Source organism: Micromonospora sp. WMMD558 (assembly GCF_049315255.1).
In the GTDB taxonomy this organism is placed as follows: Bacteria; Actinomycetota; Actinomycetes; order Mycobacteriales; family Micromonosporaceae; genus Micromonospora.
Genome location: NZ_CP186061.1, coordinates 937,285 through 957,914, shown reverse-complemented (window position 1 = coordinate 957,914; position 20,630 = coordinate 937,285). Strand labels below are relative to the sequence as shown.

Annotated in this window: 21 protein-coding genes; 10 read left to right on the top strand and 11 right to left on the bottom strand. The window is 73.2% G+C overall.

Annotation, left to right across the window (positions count from 1 at the left end):
• Positions 1-7: 7 nt before the first annotated feature.
• Both ACN26Y_RS04595 and ACN26Y_RS04590 read right to left on the bottom strand, forming a co-directional pair.
• Positions 8-1,042, bottom strand: coding sequence for a 2-oxoacid:ferredoxin oxidoreductase subunit beta (locus tag ACN26Y_RS04595; protein WP_155329058.1), 1,035 nt, complete (start codon positions 1,040-1,042; stop codon positions 8-10).
• Positions 1,035-2,882, bottom strand: coding sequence for a 2-oxoacid:acceptor oxidoreductase subunit alpha (locus ACN26Y_RS04590; RefSeq protein WP_155329057.1), 1,848 nt, complete (start codon positions 2,880-2,882; stop codon positions 1,035-1,037). The genes ACN26Y_RS04595 and ACN26Y_RS04590 overlap by 8 nt, the downstream gene beginning before the upstream one ends.
• Positions 2,883-3,660: 778 nt before the next feature.
• On the opposite strand from ACN26Y_RS04590, the gene ACN26Y_RS04585 reads away from it, so the two are divergent.
• Positions 3,661-4,317: a C39 family peptidase gene (locus ACN26Y_RS04585; protein ID WP_155329056.1), complete on the top strand. Its 657-nt coding sequence runs from the start codon at positions 3,661-3,663 to the stop codon at positions 4,315-4,317.
• Positions 4,318-4,381: 64 nt separating this feature from the next.
• Here ACN26Y_RS04585 and ACN26Y_RS04580 read toward each other — a convergent pair whose 3' ends face one another.
• Positions 4,382-5,809, bottom strand: coding sequence for a hypothetical protein (locus ACN26Y_RS04580; RefSeq protein ID WP_422734375.1), 1,428 nt, complete (start codon positions 5,807-5,809; stop codon positions 4,382-4,384).
• 130 nt (positions 5,810-5,939) lie between these two features.
• Between ACN26Y_RS04580 and ndhC the strand changes: the two genes are divergently transcribed.
• Positions 5,940-6,317, top strand: coding sequence for an NADH-quinone oxidoreductase subunit A (gene ndhC / locus ACN26Y_RS04575; protein ID WP_155329054.1), 378 nt, complete (start codon positions 5,940-5,942; stop codon positions 6,315-6,317).
• A gap of 47 nt (positions 6,318-6,364) precedes the next feature.
• Here the strand turns inward: ndhC and folP are convergent, their stop codons facing one another.
• Entirely contained in the window at positions 6,365-7,234 is an 870-nt protein-coding gene (gene folP, locus ACN26Y_RS04570; RefSeq protein WP_155329053.1) for a dihydropteroate synthase, read from the bottom strand.
• 186 nt (positions 7,235-7,420) lie between these two features.
• Here folP and ACN26Y_RS04565 point away from each other — a divergent pair, with 186 nt between their 5' ends.
• On the top strand, positions 7,421-7,981 hold the full coding sequence (locus ACN26Y_RS04565; RefSeq protein ID WP_230688870.1) for a DivIVA domain-containing protein: 561 nt from the start codon (positions 7,421-7,423) through the stop codon (positions 7,979-7,981).
• A complete protein-coding gene (locus ACN26Y_RS04560) occupies positions 7,978-8,475 on the top strand; it encodes an SRPBCC family protein (protein ID WP_155329052.1) in 498 nt (165 codons plus the stop codon). The genes ACN26Y_RS04565 and ACN26Y_RS04560 overlap by 4 nt, the downstream gene beginning before the upstream one ends.
• 171 nt (positions 8,476-8,646) lie before the next feature.
• Here ACN26Y_RS04560 and ACN26Y_RS04555 read toward each other — a convergent pair whose 3' ends face one another.
• Complete coding sequence (locus ACN26Y_RS04555) at positions 8,647-9,552, bottom strand: sterol desaturase family protein (protein ID WP_422734374.1); 906 nt, start codon at positions 9,550-9,552, stop codon at positions 8,647-8,649.
• 125 nt (positions 9,553-9,677) lie between these two features.
• Here ACN26Y_RS04555 and ACN26Y_RS04550 point away from each other — a divergent pair, with 125 nt between their 5' ends.
• Entirely contained in the window at positions 9,678-10,259 is a 582-nt protein-coding gene (locus ACN26Y_RS04550) for a DNA-3-methyladenine glycosylase I (RefSeq protein ID WP_155329050.1), read from the top strand.
• Between the two features lie 13 nt (positions 10,260-10,272).
• On the top strand, positions 10,273-10,896 hold the full coding sequence (locus tag ACN26Y_RS04545) for a hypothetical protein (protein ID WP_155329049.1): 624 nt from the start codon (positions 10,273-10,275) through the stop codon (positions 10,894-10,896).
• Positions 10,897-10,929: 33 nt separating this feature from the next.
• Here ACN26Y_RS04545 and ACN26Y_RS04540 read toward each other — a convergent pair whose 3' ends face one another.
• Both ACN26Y_RS04540 and ACN26Y_RS04535 read right to left on the bottom strand, forming a co-directional pair.
• Positions 10,930-11,721, bottom strand: coding sequence for an enoyl-CoA hydratase-related protein (locus ACN26Y_RS04540; RefSeq protein ID WP_155329048.1), 792 nt, complete (start codon positions 11,719-11,721; stop codon positions 10,930-10,932).
• 4 nt (positions 11,722-11,725) lie between these two features.
• The gene (locus tag ACN26Y_RS04535) at positions 11,726-12,544 is read right to left on the bottom strand and encodes a PaaX family transcriptional regulator C-terminal domain-containing protein (protein ID WP_155329047.1); all 819 of its coding nucleotides are present in this window, start codon (positions 12,542-12,544) and stop codon (positions 11,726-11,728) included.
• A gap of 190 nt (positions 12,545-12,734) precedes the next feature.
• On the opposite strand from ACN26Y_RS04535, the gene ACN26Y_RS04530 reads away from it, so the two are divergent.
• Entirely contained in the window at positions 12,735-12,902 is a 168-nt protein-coding gene (locus tag ACN26Y_RS04530) for a DUF3117 domain-containing protein (RefSeq protein WP_007455245.1), read from the top strand.
• Positions 12,903-13,051: 149 nt separating this feature from the next.
• Positions 13,052-14,527 carry a leucyl aminopeptidase family protein gene (locus ACN26Y_RS04525; protein ID WP_155329046.1) on the top strand — a complete coding sequence of 492 codons (1,476 nt, stop codon included), beginning with the start codon at positions 13,052-13,054 and terminating at the stop codon, positions 14,525-14,527.
• 87 nt (positions 14,528-14,614) lie between these two features.
• Here ACN26Y_RS04525 and ACN26Y_RS04520 read toward each other — a convergent pair whose 3' ends face one another.
• Positions 14,615-15,202 carry an O-methyltransferase gene (locus ACN26Y_RS04520; protein WP_422734373.1) on the bottom strand — a complete coding sequence of 196 codons (588 nt, stop codon included), beginning with the start codon at positions 15,200-15,202 and terminating at the stop codon, positions 14,615-14,617.
• A 288-nt stretch (positions 15,203-15,490) separates the two neighbouring features.
• Here ACN26Y_RS04520 and ACN26Y_RS04515 point away from each other — a divergent pair, with 288 nt between their 5' ends.
• Positions 15,491-16,804 (top strand): S1C family serine protease, encoded by a 1,314-nt coding sequence (locus ACN26Y_RS04515; protein ID WP_366602566.1) that lies wholly within the window; start codon positions 15,491-15,493, stop codon positions 16,802-16,804.
• 72 nt (positions 16,805-16,876) lie between these two features.
• On the top strand, positions 16,877-17,302 hold the full coding sequence (locus ACN26Y_RS04510) for a preprotein translocase subunit TatB (protein WP_155329043.1): 426 nt from the start codon (positions 16,877-16,879) through the stop codon (positions 17,300-17,302).
• A 125-nt stretch (positions 17,303-17,427) separates the two neighbouring features.
• Here the strand turns inward: ACN26Y_RS04510 and ACN26Y_RS04505 are convergent, their stop codons facing one another.
• From ACN26Y_RS04505 to ACN26Y_RS04495, 3 genes are all read right to left on the bottom strand, one after another.
• Positions 17,428-18,576 (bottom strand): Mrp/NBP35 family ATP-binding protein, encoded by a 1,149-nt coding sequence (locus tag ACN26Y_RS04505; protein ID WP_366602568.1) that lies wholly within the window; start codon positions 18,574-18,576, stop codon positions 17,428-17,430.
• A gap of 153 nt (positions 18,577-18,729) precedes the next feature.
• The gene (locus ACN26Y_RS04500; protein ID WP_155329041.1) at positions 18,730-19,314 is read right to left on the bottom strand and encodes a DUF1003 domain-containing protein; all 585 of its coding nucleotides are present in this window, start codon (positions 19,312-19,314) and stop codon (positions 18,730-18,732) included.
• Positions 19,307-20,596: a magnesium transporter MgtE N-terminal domain-containing protein gene (locus ACN26Y_RS04495; protein WP_155329040.1), complete on the bottom strand. Its 1,290-nt coding sequence runs from the start codon at positions 20,594-20,596 to the stop codon at positions 19,307-19,309. The genes ACN26Y_RS04500 and ACN26Y_RS04495 overlap by 8 nt, the downstream gene beginning before the upstream one ends.
• Positions 20,597-20,630 lie beyond the last annotated feature (34 nt).

Genomic DNA, 20,630 nt, shown 5'->3' with positions numbered 1-20,630 from the left:
GTACGCGTCAGACGATCGTCCAGGTGTCGCCGCTGCCCAGGAGGCCGGCGAGCTGCTGCTCCGGCGTCTCGGTGACCTTCGCCCGCGCGGCGTCGAGCTGGCCCTGCACCACGCTGTCGTACGACGGGCGCCCGACCGAGCGGAACACGCCGATCGGGGTGTTCCGCAGGTCCAGGCCGGGCAGCCGGGACAGCGCGAACGCGTACGCCGGGTCGGTGACCGTGGCGTCGTGCACCACGATCTCCTCGGCCGGGGTGGCCGCCGTCTCGCGCACCTCGAGGCCGAAGCCGCCGGGCGGGTGGACGACGCAGAACTGCCCGTCCTTGCCGAACGTGATCGGCTGGCCGTGCTCCAGCCGGATCAGGTAGTCGTCCCGGGTGGCCGGCTCCTTGAGCTGGTCGAAGGCGCCGTCGTTGAAGATGTTGCAGTTCTGGTAGATCTCCACGAACGCGGAGCCCTGGTGCTCGGCGGCGGCCCGCAGCACCGACTGGAGGTGCTTGCGGTCGGAGTCGATCGTGCGGGCGACGAAGGTCGCCTCCGCGCCGAGCGCCAGCGAGAGCGGGTTGAACGGGGCATCGGCCGAGCCGACCGGCGTCGACTTGGTGATCTTGCCGACCTCGGACGTCGGCGAGTACTGCCCCTTCGTCAGGCCGTAGATCCGGTTGTTGAACAGCAGGATCTTGAGGTTGACGTTGCGGCGCAGGGCGTGGATCAGGTGGTTGCCGCCGATCGACAGCGCGTCGCCGTCCCCGGTCACCACCCAGACCGACAGGTCGGGACGCGTCGCGGACAGGCCGGTGGCGATCGCCGGCGCGCGGCCGTGGATCGAGTGCATGCCGTACGTGTTCATGTAGTACGGGAAGCGCGACGAGCAGCCGATCCCGGAGACGAAGACGATCCGCTCGCGGGGGATGTTCAGCTCCGGCATGAAGCCCTGCACGGCCGCGAGGATCGCGTAGTCACCGCAGCCGGGGCACCAGCGCACCTCCTGGTCGGACTTGAAGTCCTTCGCGGTGAGCTTGAGGGCGACGGGCTCAGACATTCTTCAGGACCTCTTCCAGCGTCGTCTCCAGCTCGTTGGCCGTGAACGGCAGGCCGCGCACCTGGTTGTAGCCGATCGCGTCGACCAGGTACCTGGCGCGGATCACGTGCGCGAGCTGGCCGAGATTCATCTCGGGGATGACCACCCGGTCGTAGGAGCGCAGCACCTCGCCGAGGTTCGCCGGCATCGGGGCGAGGTGGCGCAGGTGCGCCTGCGCGATCGAGTGACCCCGCTGGCGCAGACCCCGGCAGGCCGCACCGATCGGGCCGTACGTCGAGCCCCAGCCGAGCACGAGCACCCGGGCGTCGCCGTCCGGGTCCTCGACCTCGACGTCCGGCACCGGGATCGTCTCGATCCGCGCGGCCCGGGTGCGCACCATGAAGTCGTGGTTCGCCGGGTCGTACGAGATGTCGCCGGTCCGGTCGGCCTTCTCCAGGCCGCCGATCCGGTGCTCCAGGCCCGGAGTGCCGGGGATGGCCCACGGTCGGGCCAGGGTCTCCGGGTCGCGCAGGTACGGCAGGAACGTGCTGCCGTCCTCGCCGTTGGGTCGCGTGGCGAACTCGACCCGCAGGTCCGGCAGCGCCTCGACGTCGGGCAGCAGCCACGGCTCGGAGCCGTTGGCGACGTAGTTGTCCGACAGCAGGATCACCGGGGTGCGGTAGGTCAGCGCGATCCGGGCCGCCTCCAGCGCCGCGTAGAAGCAGTCCGCGGGGGACTTCGGCGCGATCACCGCGACCGGGGCCTCACCGTGCCGGCCGTAGAGCGCCATGTTGAGGTCGGCCTGCTCGGTCTTGGTGGGCATACCGGTCGACGGCCCGGCCCGCTGCACGTCGACGATGAGCAGCGGCAGCTCCAGGGCCACGGCGAGGGAGATCGTCTCGCTCTTCAGCGCCACGCCCGGGCCGCTGGTGGTGGTGACGCCGAGCGCCCCACCGTACGAGGCGCCCAGCGCCGCGCCGACCGCGGCGATCTCGTCCTCGGCCTGCATGGTCAGCACGCCGAACCGCTTGTGCTTGCTCAGCTCGTGCAGGATGTCCGACGCCGGCGTGATCGGGTACGCCCCGAGGAACACCGGCAGCCCGGAGCGGACGCCGGCGGCCACCAGCCCGAGCGACAGCGCCATGTTGCCGGTGATGTTCCGGTAGGTGCCCGGCTGCATCTTCGCCGGCTTGACCTCGTACCGGACCGCGAAGTCCTCGGTGGTCTCGCCGAAGTTCCAGCCGGCCTTGAACGCGGCGACGTTGGCCGCGACGAGCTCCGGCCGAGCCGCGAACTTGCGCTCCAGGAAGCGCAGCGTCGACTCGTACGGCCGGGAGTACATCCAGCTCAGCAGGCCGAGCGCGAACATGTTCTTGGCGCGCTCGGCGTCCTTCTTGGACACCTCGTGCTCGGCGAGGGCGCCGACGGTCATCGAGGTCAGCGCCACCGGGTGGACCACGTACCCGGCGAGCGAGTCGTCATCGAGCGGGCTCGTCTGGTAGCCGACCTTGGACAGGTTGCGCTTGGTGAACTCGTCGGTGTTGACGATGATGTCCGCCCCGCGCGGCAGGTCGGAAAGGTTGGCCTTGAGGGCCGCCGGGTTCATCGCCACCAGCACGTTCGGCGCGTCGCCCGGAGTCAGGATGTCGTAGTCGGCGAAGTGCACCTGGAAACTCGACACGCCCGGGAGGGTGCCGGCGGGTGCGCGGATCTCGGCCGGGAAGTTGGGCAACGTGGAGATGTCGTTGCCGAGCTGGGCCGTTTCCGAGGTGAACCGGTCACCGGTCAGCTGCATGCCGTCGCCGGAGTCGCCGGCGAACCGGATGACCACCCGGTCCAGTTGACGGATCTGCTTGGTCACGCCTGCACCTCGCTTCGGTCGGCGCGGTCACCCGGGCCGCCAAACCTGATCATGACCTCGCCCTGCCCGGCCACGTGACCTCCTCGGCGCACCGCCGTACCCCACCGTCGTGGTTGTCCGGCCCGCTGTCGTTTCTCACTTGAGAGCCTACGTCGGATCACCTCGTCAACCTCTCGAGAGGTCCGCCGACTGGGACCGGGAAAGGCGTGCTTTCGGCCGGATTGGTGTCGTATTGCCCCGCACGCCGTAATCCAGATCACCGGCGCCGGGCGGTGCCTGACGCCGCCACCTGGACAGGTGGCGGGCCGTGCCGCGGAGATCGCGCGACGTCTGACCTCTTCAGGGTTGCCGTTTCCGTCCCAAGACCCGGCGGTCCGGTCATGCGCCATGGTGACATCCGCGCGGTCTGGGCGCGGCGTCCGGTTCCGGCTGGGCGGGCTGGTGCCTGCGTCCGGTTTCGGGCCCTTTGCGCGGTGGTCGGGGGCGCTCTGGTCGTGGAATGGGTGGGTGGGTCGGGTCGTTGTACATGCCGTGACCGCGGGTGCTCCGGCGCCTGGTCGGGATCCCTGAGCCGCCCCCCGGGTGCGTTGGCGGTCGGCCGGAATGGTCCGGGGTCCGGGTTGGTTACATCCCCTGGTCGCCCGAGCAGCAGGCCGGGTTGATCCTGTCGGACCCCCTCGAGCACCCCCTGCCGGGCTGGTCCACCTTTCCCGAGCGCGTGCCGGCATCCCCCCTTTTCGCCGGTCGTGTTTCCCCCGATCGAAAGGGTTTGATCATCATGCGTAGCAACCTTCTGCGGAGCACTGTTCTGACCGCTGCCGGGCTGGCGTTCACCGGTGGTGCCGTCGCGGGGCCGGTCACCGGTGCCCTCGCCGCGGACAAGCCGGGCGCTCAGGTCGAGCGCAAGGCCGAGCGCAAGGGTGAGAAGAAGCGTGAGCTGGACGTGCGCTACGAGGCGCAGGACACGTTCTTCTACTGCGGTCCGGCGGCGGCCCGTAACGCCCTGTCGGTGCAGGGCAAGGACATCGATCAGCACGACATGGCCGAGCGGATGGGCACCACCGAGGCCGGCACCGACTCGATCAACGACATCACGCCGGTGCTGAACAAGGAGACCGGCCGCGATGTCTACCGCAGTGTCGAGATCTCCGGCCGTAAGGCCGACGCCGAGCAGACCGACAAGCTGCGTGACGATGTGATCCGTAGCGTCGACGACGGTCGGGCGCTGGTGGCCAACATCGCCGGTACCGCCATCGACACCGGCGGTGGGGTGCACTCCTTCGAGGGCGGCCACTACATCAGCGTGGTGGGCTACCGCGACGGCGGCGAGCAGGTGAAGATCGCCGACTCGGCCAACCCGGACACCGCCTCGTACTGGATGACCACCGAGGCCCTGGCCGACTGGATCGCCACCCGCGGCTACGCCACCTCCTGACCCACACACGACAAGGGCCGGCCCCCACCCGGGGGCCGGCCCTTGCGTCGTCATCCCCCGACGCCTACTCCCGCCCGACGGGCGGCACCGGACCGGTGACCGGCTCGGCCATCCGACGCCGCAGCGAGGTGGTCGCGAGAGCGAGGGCCGCCACCACGAGCAGGCTGGAGACGGCGATCAGGATCATGGCGGTGCGCTGCACCGAGTTCATCCCGTCGGTGGTGTCGTCCGACGCGCTGACGGCCCGGACGCCCTGGGAATGCTCCGGCCCGGGCGGTGACGCCACCGGCGTGGCCAGGGCCGCGGCGGCGACGATCCGGAAACTCAACCGGACCTGCCGGGCCTTGCCGCTGCGCGGGTCGAGCTCCCCGACGACCGCGCCGGCGAGCGGCGCGTCCCGCTGGGCCTCAGGCGTGGCCGTCACCGGCAGCCGCAGGTCGGACGTGCGGCCGGCGCGGACGATGCCGACGGTGCACCGCGTGCGGGTGGGGTCGACGGCGACGCAGCCGGGCGGCTGCGTCGGCACGGTCACCCCGGCCGGGAGGACCACCTCCACGCGCCCGCTGGCATCCACCGAACCGGTGTTGCCGAGCCGCACCTGGAGTGCACTCGCCGCGCCGCTCATGTCGAAGGCGACCTCGTCCGCCTCCAACTTGATGCCGGCGGCCGGCGGGCCGGACGGGAAGAGGACGGCGAAGCCCTGGTTGTCGCTCACCGGCGCGGCACCCGGCGCGGCACCCGGCGCGGTAGCCGTGACCTGCACCGAACCGCTCAGCGGCATCCGCCGCCAGGCGTCCCGGCTCACCCGCAGCCGCAGGTCGGTGCTGAACCGGGAGCCCGGCGCGCTGGTCCACGCGCCGCACTGGTGCCCACCGCCGCCCGTGGCGGCACAGCCCGCCGTGCCGGCGTCGGTGATCCCGGCCGGCAGGGTGTACGCGAGGCCGATCCGCTCGGAGACGCCGCCGGTGTTGGTGATGGTGACCCGGAGGGTCGTCACGGTGGATCGGGCGTTCCAGTACGCGGACGTGAGAACGACGTCGCCGGTGCTGACGGTCACGCCGAGCGGCGCGGCCTCGCCCGGCGGGGTGGGCTTGACCGGCGGGGGCGGGGGTGGCGGAGCCGCGGTCGTCGGGGCGGCCGTGGTCGGCGCGGTGGTGGCCGGGGCGGGATCCGGTGGCCGGGTGGTGGTCGGCGCGGGGTCGCCGGTCGGGGCGGTCGACGTCGGCTCCGCCGTCGTGGGCGGCGGGCTGGTCGGCACCGGGCCGGTCGAGGTCGGGTCGCCGGTCGGCGTCTCCCCGCCCGGCTCGGTCGCACCTTCACCGGGCTCGGTCGGCTCGGTGGTCGCGACGGCGACGCGGTCGAGGACCGGGGCAGCGGTGGCCCACCCCGGCATCGCGGCGACCGTCAGCGCGACCGCCAACGAGGCGGCCAGCCGGTACGCCGTACGCGGGTCGCGCGCGCGGCGTCCGGCGGATTGGTCCACGCGGGCCATCAGTCCTCCGTGAGGATCAGTGAAGAGTCAATACTCGGTAATCGTTGCCTGGAGGCACTAGTCCCACGGGGAAACAAATCCGTAACGTGTTCGGTGCGGGTCCCTGGGCGGACCGGTAGGCTGACCCACCGTGACCGGTTACCTGGGCTCGTACGCGACGCTCGGGCTGCTGCTCCTCGCCAGCCTCATCTTTTTTGTTACTGCGTTCTCAGCCAATCGGGTGTTACGTCCTGCCCGTCCGGCCGAGCCGGCGGGCAAGCGGGCCACCTACGAGTGCGGGCTGGACCCGGTCGGCGCCGACTGGGCGCAGGTGCAGATCCGTTACTACGTGTACGCGTACCTCTACGTGTTGTTCGCCGTGGAGGCCGTGTTCCTCTTCCCCTGGGCGGTCGTGTTCGACCGGCCCGGGTTCGGCCTGGTCACCGTCGTCGAGATGGCGGTGTTCGTGGCGGTGCTGGCGCTGGGCATCCTCTACGCCTGGCGGAAGAACATCCTGCGCTGGACCTGACGCCGGCCCGTCCGGGCGGCCGGCGTGGGTGTGGCGCCGGGCGGCTGTCAGGCCAGCCCGCGCCGCGTCAGCGTCGGCGGGCGGTCCCCCCGGATCGACGCCACCATGTCGAGGACGCGGCGCGTCGGCCGGACCTGATGGGCGCGGAACACCCGGGCGCCCAGCCAGGCCGAGATCGCGGTGGCGGCGAGCGTCCCCTCCAGCCGCTCGGCGACCGGCAGGTCCAGCGTCTCGCCCACGAAGTCCTTGTTCGACAGGGCGACCAGCAGCGGCCAGCCCGTGTCGGTCAGCTCGTCCAGCCGGCGGGTGATCTCCAGCGAGTGACGGGTGTTCTTGCCGAAGTCGTGCGCGGGGTCGATGAGGATGCCGTCCCGCCGCACCCCCAGCGTGACCGCGCGCTCGGCGAGCCCGGTCACCGTCGCGACCACGTCGGCCACCACGTCGTCGAAGGCGGCCCGGTGCGGCCGGGTCCGCGGCGTCAGCCCGCCCGCGTGGGAGCAGACCAGTCCCGCGCCGGTCTCGGCCGCGACCCGGGCCAGCGCCGGGTCGGCGCCCGACCACGTGTCGTTCAGCAGGTCCGCGCCCGCGGCGACCGCCTCCACCGCCACCTCCGCGCGCCAGGTGTCGATCGAGATCACCACGTCGGGGAAGGCGGCTCGCACGGCGGCGATGGTGTCGACGGTACGGCGGATCTCCTCCGTCGCGTCCACCTCGGCGCCCGGGCCGGCCTTGACCCCGCCGATGTCGATGATGTCGGCGCCGTCGGCGACCGCACGCTCGACCGCGCGCAGCGCGCTGTCCAGGGCGAAGGTCGCCCCCCGGTCGAAGAACGAGTCCGGTGTGCGGTTGACGATCGCCATGACCACCAGGTCACCGGGGCCGAACGTCCGCCCGCCGAGCCGAAGCGCGCCCGCCATCCCGCCTCCCGAGGATCTTCGCCGCCGGCCGTCCGGCCGACCACGACGCTAGCCGGTGCCCGGCCGGCCACGACGCTAGCCGGTGCCCGGGCGGGCCGGACCGACCGGTCGCCCTCGTCGCCGCAGGTGAGGAGTCGCTGGGGTGGTGGGGTCGCCCCGGTCCGTTCGACATGCCACGATCTGTGCATGGGTCAGGTTCTGCTCCTGCTGGTCGTGGCGCTGACCGTCGCGGCGGTCGTGTTCGGGGTGACGGTGCTGGTCACCGGTCGGGATCCGGGCCTCGCGCCGGCCGAGCCGGACGGGAAGGCCGTCCCCCTGCCCGGCACCCGCCCGCTGCGCGAGTCCGACATCGGGGAGGTCCGGTTCGACACGGCCCTGCGCGGGTACCGGATGGCCCAGGTCGACCAGGCGATGCGCCGGGCGGCGTACGACATCGGCTACAAGTCGGAGTTGATCGGCGTGCTGGAGGCGGAGGTCGCGGCGTTGCGCGAGGGGCGCACCGCCGAGGCCGACGCGCTGCGCAGCGCCCGTGAGAAGGCGGCCGGCGCGCAGCCGGCGCCGCCCGACGCCGCGGCTCTCCCGCCCGCCGACCCGGCCGACCGCACCGGCGCTCCGGCCGCCGCGGCGGTGGCCGGCGCCAACGGCGCCGCCCCGCCGCCCGGCGGTGGGTCCGGGCCGGACGCCGACGCGGCCGGTACGGGCCAGCTCGGCGAGCACGGCCCGGTGGTGCGCTCGGAGTCGGCGTGAGAGCCGAGGACGGCGCGGAGAACCTTCGCGAGGCGGCGCAACCCGGCGCCGCCGAGGTCACCGCCACCGTGATCGTCAGGGCGCCCGCGGAACGGGTCTTCGCGGCCCTGACCGCCTGGGAACGCCAGTCGGACTGGATCCCGTTCACCCGGGTGCGGGTGGTCGAGGGCGACGGGGGCGAGGGCAGCCTGGTGGAGGCGGTCACCGCGGTCGGGCCGGCCGCGCTCCGCGACGAGATGCGGGTGGTCCGGGTGGACGCGCCGTACGAGGTCGGCGTGGTGCACTGCGGGAAGCTGCTGCGGGGCCCGGGCGTGCTGCGCTGCACGCCGCTGGCCGGGGACCGGACGCAGGTCGTCTGGCACGAGTGGTTCCACCTGCCCGGCGGTGCCGCCGGACGGGTCGTCTGGCCGCTGCTGTGGCCCGGGTCGAAGGTCGGCCTCACCCAGGCGCTGAAGCGCTTCGGCCGGATGGTCGAGCAGGGCCGCCTCCCCTGACCATCGAGATCCGCCGCGCCCCGCCGTCCGTCAGCCGTGTCCCGGCGGCCGGACCGCCGCGCAGCCGGCGCACTCCCGCCCGGCCCCCTTTGCTCTGCTTCAACGGGCGCAACGGTCTCGCGCCGAAATCATTGCGTGGGTTGAAGCAGAGCAAAGGCGGCGACCGGGTGGTCAGCGGGTCGTCGCGGGCGCGGGCGGCGTGGCCGACGCCGGTGCGGTGACCGCCGGGTCCTGCGCCGCGACCGCCGGCTCCGGCTGCCAGCCGGGCGTACCGAACAGGTGCCCCGCCCGGTTCCGCCAACTCGTCGCCGCGCGCACGTCACGGGCGATCGCGGCGTACTCGTGGAAGGCCACCCGAACCGGGTTGTAGGTGGCGATGTTCTTGGTGAGCCCGTAGACGCACCGCTCCCGCTCCGGCGCGAACGTGCCGAACAGCCGGTCCCAGACGATCAGGATGCCGCCGAAGTTGCGGTCCAGGTAGCCGCCCTGGGAGGCGTGGTGGACCCGATGGTGCGACGGGGTGTTGAAGACGAACTCGTACCAGCGGGGCAGCCGGTCGATCCGTTCGGTGTGGATCCAGAACTGGTAGAGCAGGTTGAGCGAACCGCAGAACGCCAGCACGGCCGGGTGGACGCCGGCGAGGATCAGCGGGATGTAGAAGACCCAACTGGTGAGGCCCGTCCAGGGCTGGCGCAGCGCGGTGGAGAGGTTGAACCGCTGCGACGAGTGGTGCACCACGTGCGACGCCCACAGGATGCGGATGACGTGATGCCCCCGGTGCGACCAGTAGTAGCAGAAGTCCTGACCCAGCAGGATCAGCGGCCAGGTCCACCACATCTCGTCGAGCCGCAGCGGGGTGAGCGTGTAGAGCAGCGCGTACGCGGCGGCGACCGGAACCTTCCAGAGCAGGTCGGTGAAGACGCTGCCCAGCCCCATGGCGAGGCTGGTGGCCGTGTCGGCGGCGCCGTAGCCCACCTCGTCGTCGTCGCGGTGGATCAGGTACGAGATCCGCTCCAGCACGATGAGCAGCAGGAAGGCCGGGATCGACCAGGTGATGACGTCCGGGAAATCCTTCATCTCGGCGGCCTCCCCGTGCCGTTCCTGTGCCGACCGTCACAGCTACCGCTTGGTAACGAGCACCATAGGCAGCGGGCGGGCCGCCAGGCAATGGGTGCGTCGGTGGGCTGCCCTAGCGTTGACGCGTGACTGACCTGGTGATCGGCGCCGACGGGCTGCCGCGCTGCGCCTGGGGGGCGAGCACCCCCGACTACGCCGTCTACCACGACACCGAGTGGGGCCGGCCGGTGCGCGGCGACGACGCGCTCTACGAGCGGATGACGTTGGAGGCGTTCCAGTCGGGCCTGTCCTGGCTCACCATCCTGCGGAAGCGTCCGGCGTTCCGGCAGGCCTTCGACGGGTTCCGGATCGAGTCGGTGGCCGCCTTCACCGAGGCGGACGTCGCCCGCCTCCTCGCCGACGCGGGCATCGTCCGCAACCGCGCCAAGATCGAGGCGGCGGTCGCCAACGCGCGCGCCGCGCTGGACCTGCCGGACGGGCTCTCCGCCCTGCTGTGGTCCTTCGTCCCGCCGCCCCGGTCGGCACGCCCGACCTCGTTCGCCGAGGTTCCGGCGCTGACCGCCGAATCCACCGCGATGGCCAAGGCGCTCAAGAAGCGGGGCTTCCGCTTCGTCGGCCCGACCACGGCGTACGCGCTGATGCAGGCCACCGGCATGGTGGACGACCATCTCGCCGGCTGCCACGTGTCCGCTCCGGAGGCGACGTGATGGGATGGGGAGCATGACGACCGACGCCGCGTACCGGACCGACCGGACGACCCACGCCGACGGCACGGGCACCTGGGCCGTGCTGCTGCCGCCCGACCGGTACGAGGCCGAGCGGCTCGTCCACCACGACACCCTGGAACTCACCGGGCTCGACGACGAGCCCCGGCCCCGCCTCGGCGACCGGATCGCGGTGCTCGCCGACGAGCCGCTCCGGCTGGTCGCGCTGGGCCGGGTCACCGACGCCGGCGACCGCCGCCCGGAGGTGCCGGAGGACCCGCTGTCCGACCGCGTCGGGCCGCGGCTCGTGGTCGCGTACACCCGGCGGGCCTTCGACGGGCCGGTGCTCGTCGACGCGCTGGAGCTGGCCGGGCCGCTCACCGCGCTGGCCCCGGCCGCCTTCCGGGACCTGGCCGACCGGCTCGGCCCGCCCCCGCCACGGCGCACCTGGCTGGTCAGCCTGGACCTGCCGATCGAGGCCGCGTCGCCGGCGGAGGCGGTCGGGCTGTTCTGGTCGTACGTGCAGGAGTTGGGCCCCCGCGAACTGCCCGCGTTCGTCTCGCCGTCCGGCGACGAGCTGGCGATGCAGGCGTTCGTCCTCGGCGAGGAGGCCAACCAGGACCCGGAGGAGGACGACTGACCGGAGGGCCGCCCCTGACCGGAGCGGTTCGCGTCAGTGGCCCTCGAAGACCGGCTTCTGCTTGTTGACGAACGCCATGGTGGCCGAGCGGTGGTCGGCGGTGGCCCCGCAGATCGACTGCGCCTGCGCCTCGGCGGCGAGGGCGTCGGCGAGGGTGCCCGCGTCGGCGATGGAGAGCTGCCGCTTGATGGCCCCGTACGCGACCGTCGGGCCGGCGGCGAGCCGGGCAGCCAGCTCCTGGGCGGTCGGCAGCACCTCCTCGTCGTCGGCGACCAGCCGGTTGAGCAGGCCCAGCTGGCAGGCCGCCTCGGCGCGGACCGGCTCGGCGAGCATCAGCAGCTCGACGGCCTTGGCGTGACCGACCAGCCGCGGCAGCGTCCAGGACGCGCCGGTGTCGGCGGCGAGCCCGACCTTGGCGAACGCCATCAGGAAGCTGGTCGAGGGCCCGCCGATGCGGATGTCGGCGAGGAAGGCCAGCGAGGCGCCCGCGCCGGCGGCCATGCCCCGCACGGCGGCGACGACCGGCTTGGGCAGGTTCGCCAGCCGGGCGGCGATCGGGTTGTAGTGCGCCCGGACGGTGTCGAGCGGGTTGCCCTCGGTCGACTCCAGGGTCTTCACGTGCTCGCGCAGGTCCTGACCGGCGGAGAACGAGCCGCCCGCCCCGGCCAGCACCACCGCCCGGCAGGTCCGGTCGCTCTCCAGCTCGGCGAGGGTGTCCCGCAGGGCCTCCTTGAGCGCCACGTCGAGCGCGTTCATGGCCGTCGGCCGGTTCAGCGTCAGGGTGACGACGGCGTCGGTGCGGTCGACGAGCAGCGGCTCGGTCACGGTGTCAACGACCCTTCTGTCGGGCGATGCGGTTGCCGGCGTCGAGGCAGTGCTCGACGTACCGGTCGGCGGCCGGCCGCAGCCGGGCCGCGTGCCGGTCGAAGAAGCTGGCCGCCGCGGTGCCCGGCCAACGCTCGGGGAGCAGTGCTGGCGGCAGCTGCGGGTCCCGGAACAGGAAGGTACGCCACGCGTGCACGAGCCGGAACCGGGCCGCGTACGCCTCCTCGTCGGGGCTGCGGACGGTGACGCCGGACAGCAGCGGCCGCTGCTCGGCGACGAACTGCTCGTACGCCCGGCCGATCTCGGCCAGGTCCCACGCCCGGCGGACGACACCCATTGCTCCCGGTGTGCCGGCGGAGTGGGCGGCGGTGAACCGCTCGTAGCGCACCCCCGCCTCCTCCAGCAGCAGGTCCACGTCCTCGCCGGGACGGGTCGCCACCCAGGTGCACTCGTCGAGGGTGCCGTAGCCGAGGAAGCTCAGGTTGGCGGCGAGGCGTTGCCGCTCGCGCCGGGAGGCCGGCGCCTCCAGGACGAGCAGGTCGAACCGCCCGTCCCAGGTGATCCGGCCGGTGCGGTAGATGCGCGCCGCCGCCTCGTCGAGCCGGCGGGCGGCTTTTGGTGTGATGGCGTAGCCCGGCCCGGAGGCCATCCGGAGCGGCTCCAGCCATCCCTGGCGCACCATGCGCGAGACCGCCGTCCGCACCGCGGGCGGCGCGATGCCGAGCGGCGCCAGCAGCTTGACCAGGGCGGCGACCGGCGCCCGGCCGCCCCGGGGCCGGAGGTAGTCACCGTACAGGTCGAAGAGTGCCGACCGTGCCTGCATGACCGCACATTGTGACAGGCCTTCTCAAGATAAGCTAGATGCTGTTACATCAATGCTGCCTCGGTTTGGGTCCGGCGGTGTTCATCAGGGAAAATCGTTGGTCGACACCTCCGCACAGGTTGCGGATGGTCGTGGCGAAGTGGCTGTGGGGCAACCCACCGACCCTGGTTCAGGTCTGAGGGGAGACAACATGGCGGCGATGAAGCCGCGGACGGGCGACGGTCCGCTGGAAGTCACCAAGGAGGGCCGGGGCATCGTCATGCGGGTCCCGCTGGAGGGCGGTGGCCGGCTCGTCGTCGAGATGACTCCCGACGAGGCCAACGCGCTCGGTGACGCGCTGAAGGCGGCCGCCGGCTGATCAAGGAGCGGTTTGGGCGGCGTCCGCCGCCCGGACGGTTCGTCATACCCTGAGCCACCGGCCCGGCCGGTGGCTCAGGGTTTCACCGGCGTGGGGCGCCCGGGTCACTCCCGCTCCGCGCGATCTCAGTCCTGGAGGTACGGTCCCGCGTGCTCGCCATCCGTCTGGTCGCCGAGCCTGAGCGCCTCGACACGCTCGTCCTGCCCCTTTGTCCGGGCGGGGAGGGGGCGGGCGACGACGCACCGGCCGTGCCCGTACCGACCGCGGTGACGCTGCCCGACGGCGTCGCCGACGAGGCCGCCGCGCTGGCCCCGGCCGCCCGCTCCACCGGCCGCGCCGGTGAGGTCCGCACCCAGTTCCGCCCGGGGCGGACCCCCGGCGTGCTGGTCCTGCTCGGGATCGGTGACGGCGAGGAGGGAAGCTGGCGGCGGGCCGGCGCCGCGCTGGTCCGCGCCGTCGCGGATGAGACGCACGTCACGATCGCGCTGCCGCCGGACGCGTCGCCGGCCGCCGTCCGGGGCATCTACGAGGGGCTGCTACTGGCGTCGTACCGGTTCCGGCTGACCGACGCCGGCGGTGTGCCCGCGCTCACCGGGGTCGACCTGCTGGTGGCCGACCCGGACCGCTACGCCGCCGTGGTCGAGACGGCCCGGACCACCGCCCGGCTGACCCGGTGGGCCCGCGACCTGACCAACACCCCGTCGTCGGTGAAGAACCCCGAGTGGTTCGCCGGACAGGTGGCCGCCCACGCCGCCGGGGCGCCGGACCTGCACCTGCGGGTACGCGAGCCGGCCGAACTGGCCGCCGAGGGCTTCGGCGGCATTCTCGCCGTGGGCGGCGGCTCGGCCCACGGCCCGCGCCTGGTCGAGTTGGACTGGCGGCCGGCCGACGCCCGCACCCACGTGGTGCTGGTCGGCAAGGGCATCACCTTCGACACCGGCGGCATCTCGATCAAGCCGGTGCCGGCGATGAAGCTGATGCGCAAGGACATGGCCGGGGCGGCCGCGGTGGTGGCGGCCACCGTCGGCGCCGCGGCGCTGCGGCTGCCGGTGCGGGTCACCGCGCTCGCGCCGTTGGCCGAGAACATGGTCAGCGGCTCGGCGTTCCGGCCGGGCGACATCGTCCACCACTACGGCGGCCTGACCAGCGAGACCACCAACTCCGACGCCGAGGGACGACTGGTCCTCGCCGACGCCCTCGCGTACGCGGTCCGTGAGCTGCGACCGGACGTGCTGGTCGACCTGGCCACGCTGACCGGGGCGAACGCGGTGGCGCTCGGCAAGCGGACCGGCGCCCTCTACAGCGAGAACGACCGGCTCGCCGGCGACGTGCTGGCGGCGGTCGAGGCGGCCGGCGAGGCGGCGTGGCGGATGCCGCTGCCCGCCGACTACGTCGAGTACCTGGGCAGCGACCTCGCCGACCTGTACAGTGCGCCGAACCAGGGCGCCGGGTCGGTGGTGGCGGCCCTGTACCTGCGCGAGTTCACCGGCGAGCTGCGCGACCGGTGGGTGCACGTGGACATGTCCGCGCCGTCCTGGGCGGACGGCGACGACGCGGAGCTGACCAGGGGCGCGACCGGTTGGGGCGTACGCTCGCTGCTGCGCTGGCTGGACACGCTGCGCTGAGCCGCCCGACGGCGCCGACCGGCCCCGGACCGACGGGGGCCGGGCCGACGCCGGACGGGCTGTCGTGCCGGGCCGGCGGCGGCGCGCTCAGCAGCGCACGGCGGCGAGCAGGCCGTGGCCGACCGGCAGCAGGGCGGGGATCCAGTGCTCCGACTCGCGGATCGCCTTGACCGTCTCCCGGATCGTCACCGTCTCCATGTCCCGGGCCGCCGGGTCGCCGATCCGGCCGCCGGCCAGCGTGCCGTTGAGCGCGAGCACCCCGCCCGGGCGCAGCAGCCGCTGGGCGGCGTCCACGCAGGCGGCGAAGCCGGTCGACTCGGCGTCGACGAAGACCAGGTCGTACGCCCCGTCGGCGAGGCGGGGGAGGACATCCAGCGCCCGGCCGGTGATGATCCGCGTCCGGCCGGCGGGGAAGCCGGCCTCGGCGAAGATCCGGCGGGCGATCCGCTGATGCTCCACCTCGACGTCGATGGTGGTGAGCACGCCGTCGGGGCGCATTCCGCGCAGCAGCCAGAGGCCGCTGACGCCGGTTCCGGTGCCGATCTCCACGACCGCGCGCGCGTTCCCCGCGGCGGCCAGCAGCCGCAGCGCCGCGCCGGCGCCGGGCGTCACCGCGTCGAGGCCGACCTCACGGGCGAGACTGCGGGCCGTGCGGAGCACGAGATCCTCGGTCACGTACGACTCGGCGAACTGCAGGGCCTGAGCCGTCGACGGACCGGAACCGGCGACCGTGGCGATGGGACACCTCCGGGCGGCACATGTGGTACGGGTCGAGTGGGCACTGTGAGCCTAGATGTGACACGTGACGGGCGCAGCCGGGCGTCCCGGCATCGACGATCACGCGCGGCAACCGCTGACCCCACTCACGGCATCCGTGTAATCCTGGAAGCGGCGTCCGTCCGATCGGACGGGGCGGCCCGAGGGCCGCGTGGACGGGCCCGGGGACGAGTGGGAGGCAACGACGTGACCGACGGCTGGGACTGGCGCCAGCCCGGGACGAGCCCCGGACCGGCGGGCCCGCCACCGCCCGCGCACCCGCCGGCGGTGTCGCCGCCGGGCGGCACCGGTGGCACGGCCTCACCCTGGTGGTCCGACGCGCTCGCCGACCCGTGGCGTGACCCGGCGGCGCCCGCGGCGGTGGTGGTGCCCGCGGCGCCGGCCGCCGCCGGCGAGCCGGAGCCGGTGACCGACCCGGACGCCCCCGGTCGGCCGGCGCTGCGGCACCTGCTCCTCATCCCGCTGATCACCGCCCTGCTCGCGGGCGCGCTGGGCGGTGCCCTCGGGTACGCGTTCGCCGTTCGCGGCGGCGGTGGCGCGGGGTCCGTGCTCGGTGCTGGCCCGGTGCAACCGCCGGAGTTGGCGCAGCGGAAGCCGGAGTCGCTGGCCGGGGTGGCGGAACGGGTCCTGCCGAGCGTGGTCACGGTCCGCGTGGCCAGTCTCGGCGGGACGAGCGAGGGCTCCGGGTTCATCGTCAGCGCCGACGGCCACGTGATCACCAACGACCACGTGGTGGCGGGTGCGACCGGCCGGGCCTCCGTGGTCTTCAACGACGGCAGCACGGCCCCGGCCACCGTCGTCGGGCAGGACCCGGAATCCGACATCGCGGTCATCAAGGTCGCCAGGAGCGGCCTGCGGCCGGTGGAGTTCGGCGACTCCGACGCGCTTGCCGTGGGCGACCCGGTGCTCGCCATTGGCTCGCCGCTCTCGCTGGCCAACACGGTCACCGCGGGCATCATCAGTGCCCTCGACCGCACCATGCAGGCGGGTGAGCCGGGCGGCCCGACCCGCTACTACGCGGCGATCCAGACCGACGCGGCGGTCAACCACGGCAACTCCGGCGGTCCACTGATCGACGGCGCCGGCCGGGTGATCGGCGTCAACTCCACGATCAAGTCACTTGTCGCGGACGGGCAGGAGGCGGGCAACATCGGGCTCGCCTTCGCCATTCCCATCAACCAGGCCAAACGGATCACCCAGGACATCATCGGCACCGGCAAGGCCCGGCGTACGGTGATCGGCGCCCAGGTCGGTGGCCCCGGCCTGGGCGCGGGTGCCGGCGTACGGCTGAACTCGGTGGAGCCGTCCGGCCCCGCGGCGGGCGCCGGGCTGAAGGCCGGCGACGTGATCCTCAAGCTCAACGGGCGTCCGATGACCGAGCCCACCGACCTGATCGCCCTGGTCCGCAAGTTCGCGCCTGGATCCGTGGTGACCGTCGAGTACCGTCGGGGCACGTCCCAGCAGAACGCCTCGGTGACGCTCGCCGCAGACGTGAAGTGACGCCCGCACCCCCTCCCCGGGTGGCCTACGACGTGCGTAGGCTTGCGGTGACGCCGAGAGGAGGCCCGCGCAGTGTTCGACAACCTGAACTGGTGGGAGATCGGTGCGCTGCTGCTCCTGGCGCTGCTGATCTTCGGTGATCGGCTGCCCGCCGTCATCAACGACGGTCTCCGGATGGTGCGCAACCTCCGCCGGATGGCGACCAGCGCCACCAGCGACCTGAGCCGCGAGCTGGGCACCGACATCCAGCTGGAGGACCTGCACCCCAAGGCGTTCATCCGCAAGCACCTGCTCAGCGAGGAGGACGAGGCGGCCATCCGGAAGCCGTTGCAGGGTGTCTACGACAACCTGCGCGCCGACGTCACCGGCGTGCACAACGAGCTGAAGGACGTGGCCGCCGCCGCGGACGTGCGGTCGAACGGGAGCCGGCCGACCACGGCCACCGGCAGCACCCCCACCGCCCCGGCCCCCCGCGTCAGCTACGACGACGCGACCTGACCGCCGCCGTACCCGGCCGCGCCGCAAGATCGACTCGACCTACCGCACATCGCGGCGTCCCGGCACCGGGACACCGCGATTCACCGCACCTCGAATTCGCTCGGTAAGCCCGCGCCGGTCGGCCGTCAGCGGCCGGCGGGCTTGAGGCCCAGCGGCTTGCCGAGCAGGGACTCCCGCCGGACGGCGAGCCGGTCGGCGACCTGTCCCAGGGCCTTGGCGGCCGGCGACTCCGGCTCGGCCAGCACGATCGGGGTGCCCTCGTCACCGGCCTCGCGGACCCGCGTGTCGAGCGGAATCTGACCCAGCAGCGGCACCTGTGCGCCGATCGTCCGGGTCAGCGACTCGGCGACGGTCTGGCCGCCGCCCGCCCCGAAGACCTCCATCCGGGAACCGTCCGGCAGCTCCAGCCACGACATGTTCTCGATGACGCCGACGATCCGCTGGTGGGTCTGCAGCGCGATCGCGCCGGCCCGCTCCGCCACCTCGGCGGCGGCGGCCTGCGGCGTGGTGACCACCAGGATCTCCGAGTTGGGCAGCAGTTGGGCCAGGGAGATGGCCACGTCGCCGGTGCCCGGCGGCAGGTCGAGCAGGAGCACGTCCAGGTCGCCCCAGTACACGTCGGCGAGGAACTGCTGCAACGCCCGGTGCAGCATCGGGCCGCGCCAGACGACGGCGGCGTTGCCGGCGGTGAACATGCCGATCGAGATGACCTTCACGCCGTGCGACTCCGGCGGCATGATCATGTCCTCGACGCGGGTGGGGCGGCCGTCGGCGCCGAGCATCCGGGGCACCGAGTGGCCGTAGATGTCGGCGTCGACCACGCCGACGGAGAGCCCGCGGGCGGCCAGCGCCGCCGCCAGGTTGACCGTCACGCTGGACTTGCCGACGCCGCCCTTGCCGCTGGCGACCGCGTATACCCGGGTGCGGGACCCCGGCTGGGCGAACGGGATCACCGGCTCCTCGCTGGCGGCACCGCCGCGCAGCGTCGCCTGGAGCTCCTTGCGCTGCTCCGGGCTCATCACGCCGAACTCGATCTCCACGCCGGCGACGCCCGGCACCGCGCCCACGGCGGCGGTGATGTCGGTGCGCAGCTTGTCCTTCAGCGGGCAACCGGCCACGGTGAGCAGCAGCTCGACCCGGACGACACCGTCGTCCCCGACCGTGGCGGAGCGGACCATGCCCAGCTCGGTGATGGGCCGGCGGATCTCCGGGTCGTTGACGGTGGCCAGGGCGGCCTGGATCGCGTCGGAGACGGTGCTGACGGGTGCTGACATGCCCGCAATGCTACGTCGGCGGAAATCCGCCACCGCCGCTGACGGGGGCCGGTGTGAGCGATTCGATGGCCGGCGGTGTCTGGACGGGATCCGGCGGAAATGCGACGATCCGAGGCGAACGCCGCTCGCCTGGCCCCTTGAGGCAAGCGGCGTTCAACGCGTCTCCGGGCGGCCGTCGCGGGCGTAGTCGGTGTCCCGGTCGTCCCGGGGCTCGTCCAGCCCGTCCCCGCCGCCCGGCCGCCCCCGCCGCTGCCGGCGCTCGGCGGCGTCGTCCAACTCCTCGGCGAGCCGGGCCAGCTCCGAGCGGAGGAAGTCCCGGGTGGCGACCTCGCCCATCGCGTTGCGCAGCGCGGCGATCTCCCGGGCCAGGTACTCGGTGTCCGCCTTCTGCGCCGTCGCCCGGCGTCGGTCCTCCTCCAACGCCAGCCGGTCCCGGTCCGTCTGCCGGTTCTGCGCCAGCAGGATCAGCGGCGCCGCGTAGCTGGCCTGCAACGACAGCATCAGGGTCAGGAACGTGAAGGTGTACGGGTCGAAGCGCAGGTTCGCCGGCGCGAGGGTGTTCCAGGCGAACCACGCCATGATGACCAGCGTCATGTAGACGATGAAGTTCGCCGTACCCATGCCCCGGGCGATCCCCTCCGACCAGCGGCCGAAGGCCTCCGGGTCGAAGCGGGGCAGGGACACCCGCCGGGGTTCGCGGGGTTGGTCCAGCCGCTGCGGCCGTCGCTGCTCAACCATCCGTGCCGTCCGGTGCCTCGTCGTCGGCGGCGGCCGGGCCGGCGGGAACGGCGTCCCGCTCCCGCCAGTCCGGGGGCAGCAGGTGATCGAGCACGTCGTCGACGGTGACCGCGCCCACCAGCCGGTTGTTCCGGTCGATCACCGGCATGGCCACCAGGTCGTACGTGGCCATCCGGCGGGTGATCTCAGGCAGCGGGGTGGTCGGGCGCAGCGGGTCGATGTCGTTGACCACCACGCCGCCCAGCATGTCCGCGGGTGGCTCGCGCAGCAGCCGCTGGAAATGGACCATCCCGAGGTAACGGCCGGTCGGCGTGGTCATCGGCGCCCGGGCCACGAAGACCTGGGCGGCCACGGCGGGGGAGAGTTGGGGCTCCCGGACCCGGGCCAGCGCCTCGGCGACCGTGGCGTCCGGCGGCAGGATCACCGGTTCCGAGGTCATCACGCTGCCCGCCGTGCCCGGCGTGTACTTGAGCAGCTGCCGCACCGGGTCGGCCTCGTCCGGCTCCATCAGGTCGAGCAGCACGTCCTGTTCCGGCGGCGGCAGCTCGCCCAGCAGGTCGGCGGCGTCGTCCGGGTCCATCAGCTCCAGCACGTCAGCGGCGCGCTCCCGGTTCAGCGCGGCCAGGATCTCCACCTGGTCGTGCTCCGGCAACTCGCTCAGCACATCGGCGAGACGCGCGTCGTCCAACGCCGCCGCGACCTCGTTGCGCCGCGCGTCGGGCAGGTCCTGCAGGGCGTTGGCCAGGTCGGCCGGGCGCATGTCCTCCAGTACGGCCAGCAGGTTGGCGGTGCCCCGGGTGTCCGCGATCCCGCTCAACCCGCGGACCCGGTCCCACTCGACCTGGTGCAGGTGACCCCGGCGGGAGAGCCGGCCGGTCTGCTCCCGTACCGCGACCCGGGTGAGCGACCACTCGCCGCGGGTCGACTCCATCGCCACGTCCACCACCGTGCCCGCCTGCCCGCCCGGGTCGATCTGCACCCGGCGGTCCAGCAGTTCCTGGAGCACGAGCAGCTCGTTGGGGCGCTTCTCGAAGCGACGCAGGTTGAGCGTGCCGCTGCCCAGCACCACGGCGTCGGCGTCGATCGAGGTGATCCGGTTGATGGAGAGGAAGATCCGCCGGCGCATCGGCATCTCGGCGACCAGACCGACGACCTCCGGCGGACGCTTCGTGGGCCGCAGCCGGGCCACCGCGTCACGTACGCGGCCGACCTGGTCGCCGTTGGGGTCGTAGACGGCGACGCCGGCGAGGCGGGCGATGTAGACCCGGGTCGGCGAGCTCACGCGCACCAGCCTAGGGCCTGTCCTGGCGTCCCGG

Excerpts from the sequence above, each read along its gene's own strand:
- ACN26Y_RS04555 (WP_422734374.1), bottom strand. The coding sequence starts at position 9,552 with ATGAAGGATTTCCCGGACGTCATCACCTGGTCGATCCCGGCCTTCCTG.
- ACN26Y_RS04530 (WP_007455245.1), top strand. The coding sequence starts at position 12,735 with ATGGCGGCGATGAAGCCGCGGACGGGCGACGGTCCGCTGGAAGTCACC.
- ACN26Y_RS04595 (WP_155329058.1), bottom strand. The coding sequence starts at position 1,042 with ATGTCTGAGCCCGTCGCCCTCAAGCTCACCGCGAAGGACTTCAAGTCC.
- ACN26Y_RS04500 (WP_155329041.1), bottom strand. The coding sequence starts at position 19,314 with ATGGTTGAGCAGCGACGGCCGCAGCGGCTGGACCAACCCCGCGAACCC.
- ACN26Y_RS04565 (WP_230688870.1), top strand. The coding sequence starts at position 7,421 with ATGGGTCAGGTTCTGCTCCTGCTGGTCGTGGCGCTGACCGTCGCGGCG.
- ACN26Y_RS04580 (WP_422734375.1), bottom strand. The coding sequence starts at position 5,809 with ATGGCCCGCGTGGACCAATCCGCCGGACGCCGCGCGCGCGACCCGCGT.
- ACN26Y_RS04545 (WP_155329049.1), top strand. The coding sequence starts at position 10,273 with ATGACGACCGACGCCGCGTACCGGACCGACCGGACGACCCACGCCGAC.
- ACN26Y_RS04505 (WP_366602568.1), bottom strand. The coding sequence starts at position 18,576 with ATGTCAGCACCCGTCAGCACCGTCTCCGACGCGATCCAGGCCGCCCTG.
- folP (WP_155329053.1), bottom strand. The coding sequence starts at position 7,234 with ATGGCGGGCGCGCTTCGGCTCGGCGGGCGGACGTTCGGCCCCGGTGAC.
- ACN26Y_RS04535 (WP_155329047.1), bottom strand. The coding sequence starts at position 12,544 with ATGCAGGCACGGTCGGCACTCTTCGACCTGTACGGTGACTACCTCCGG.
- ACN26Y_RS04585 (WP_155329056.1), top strand. The coding sequence starts at position 3,661 with ATGCGTAGCAACCTTCTGCGGAGCACTGTTCTGACCGCTGCCGGGCTG.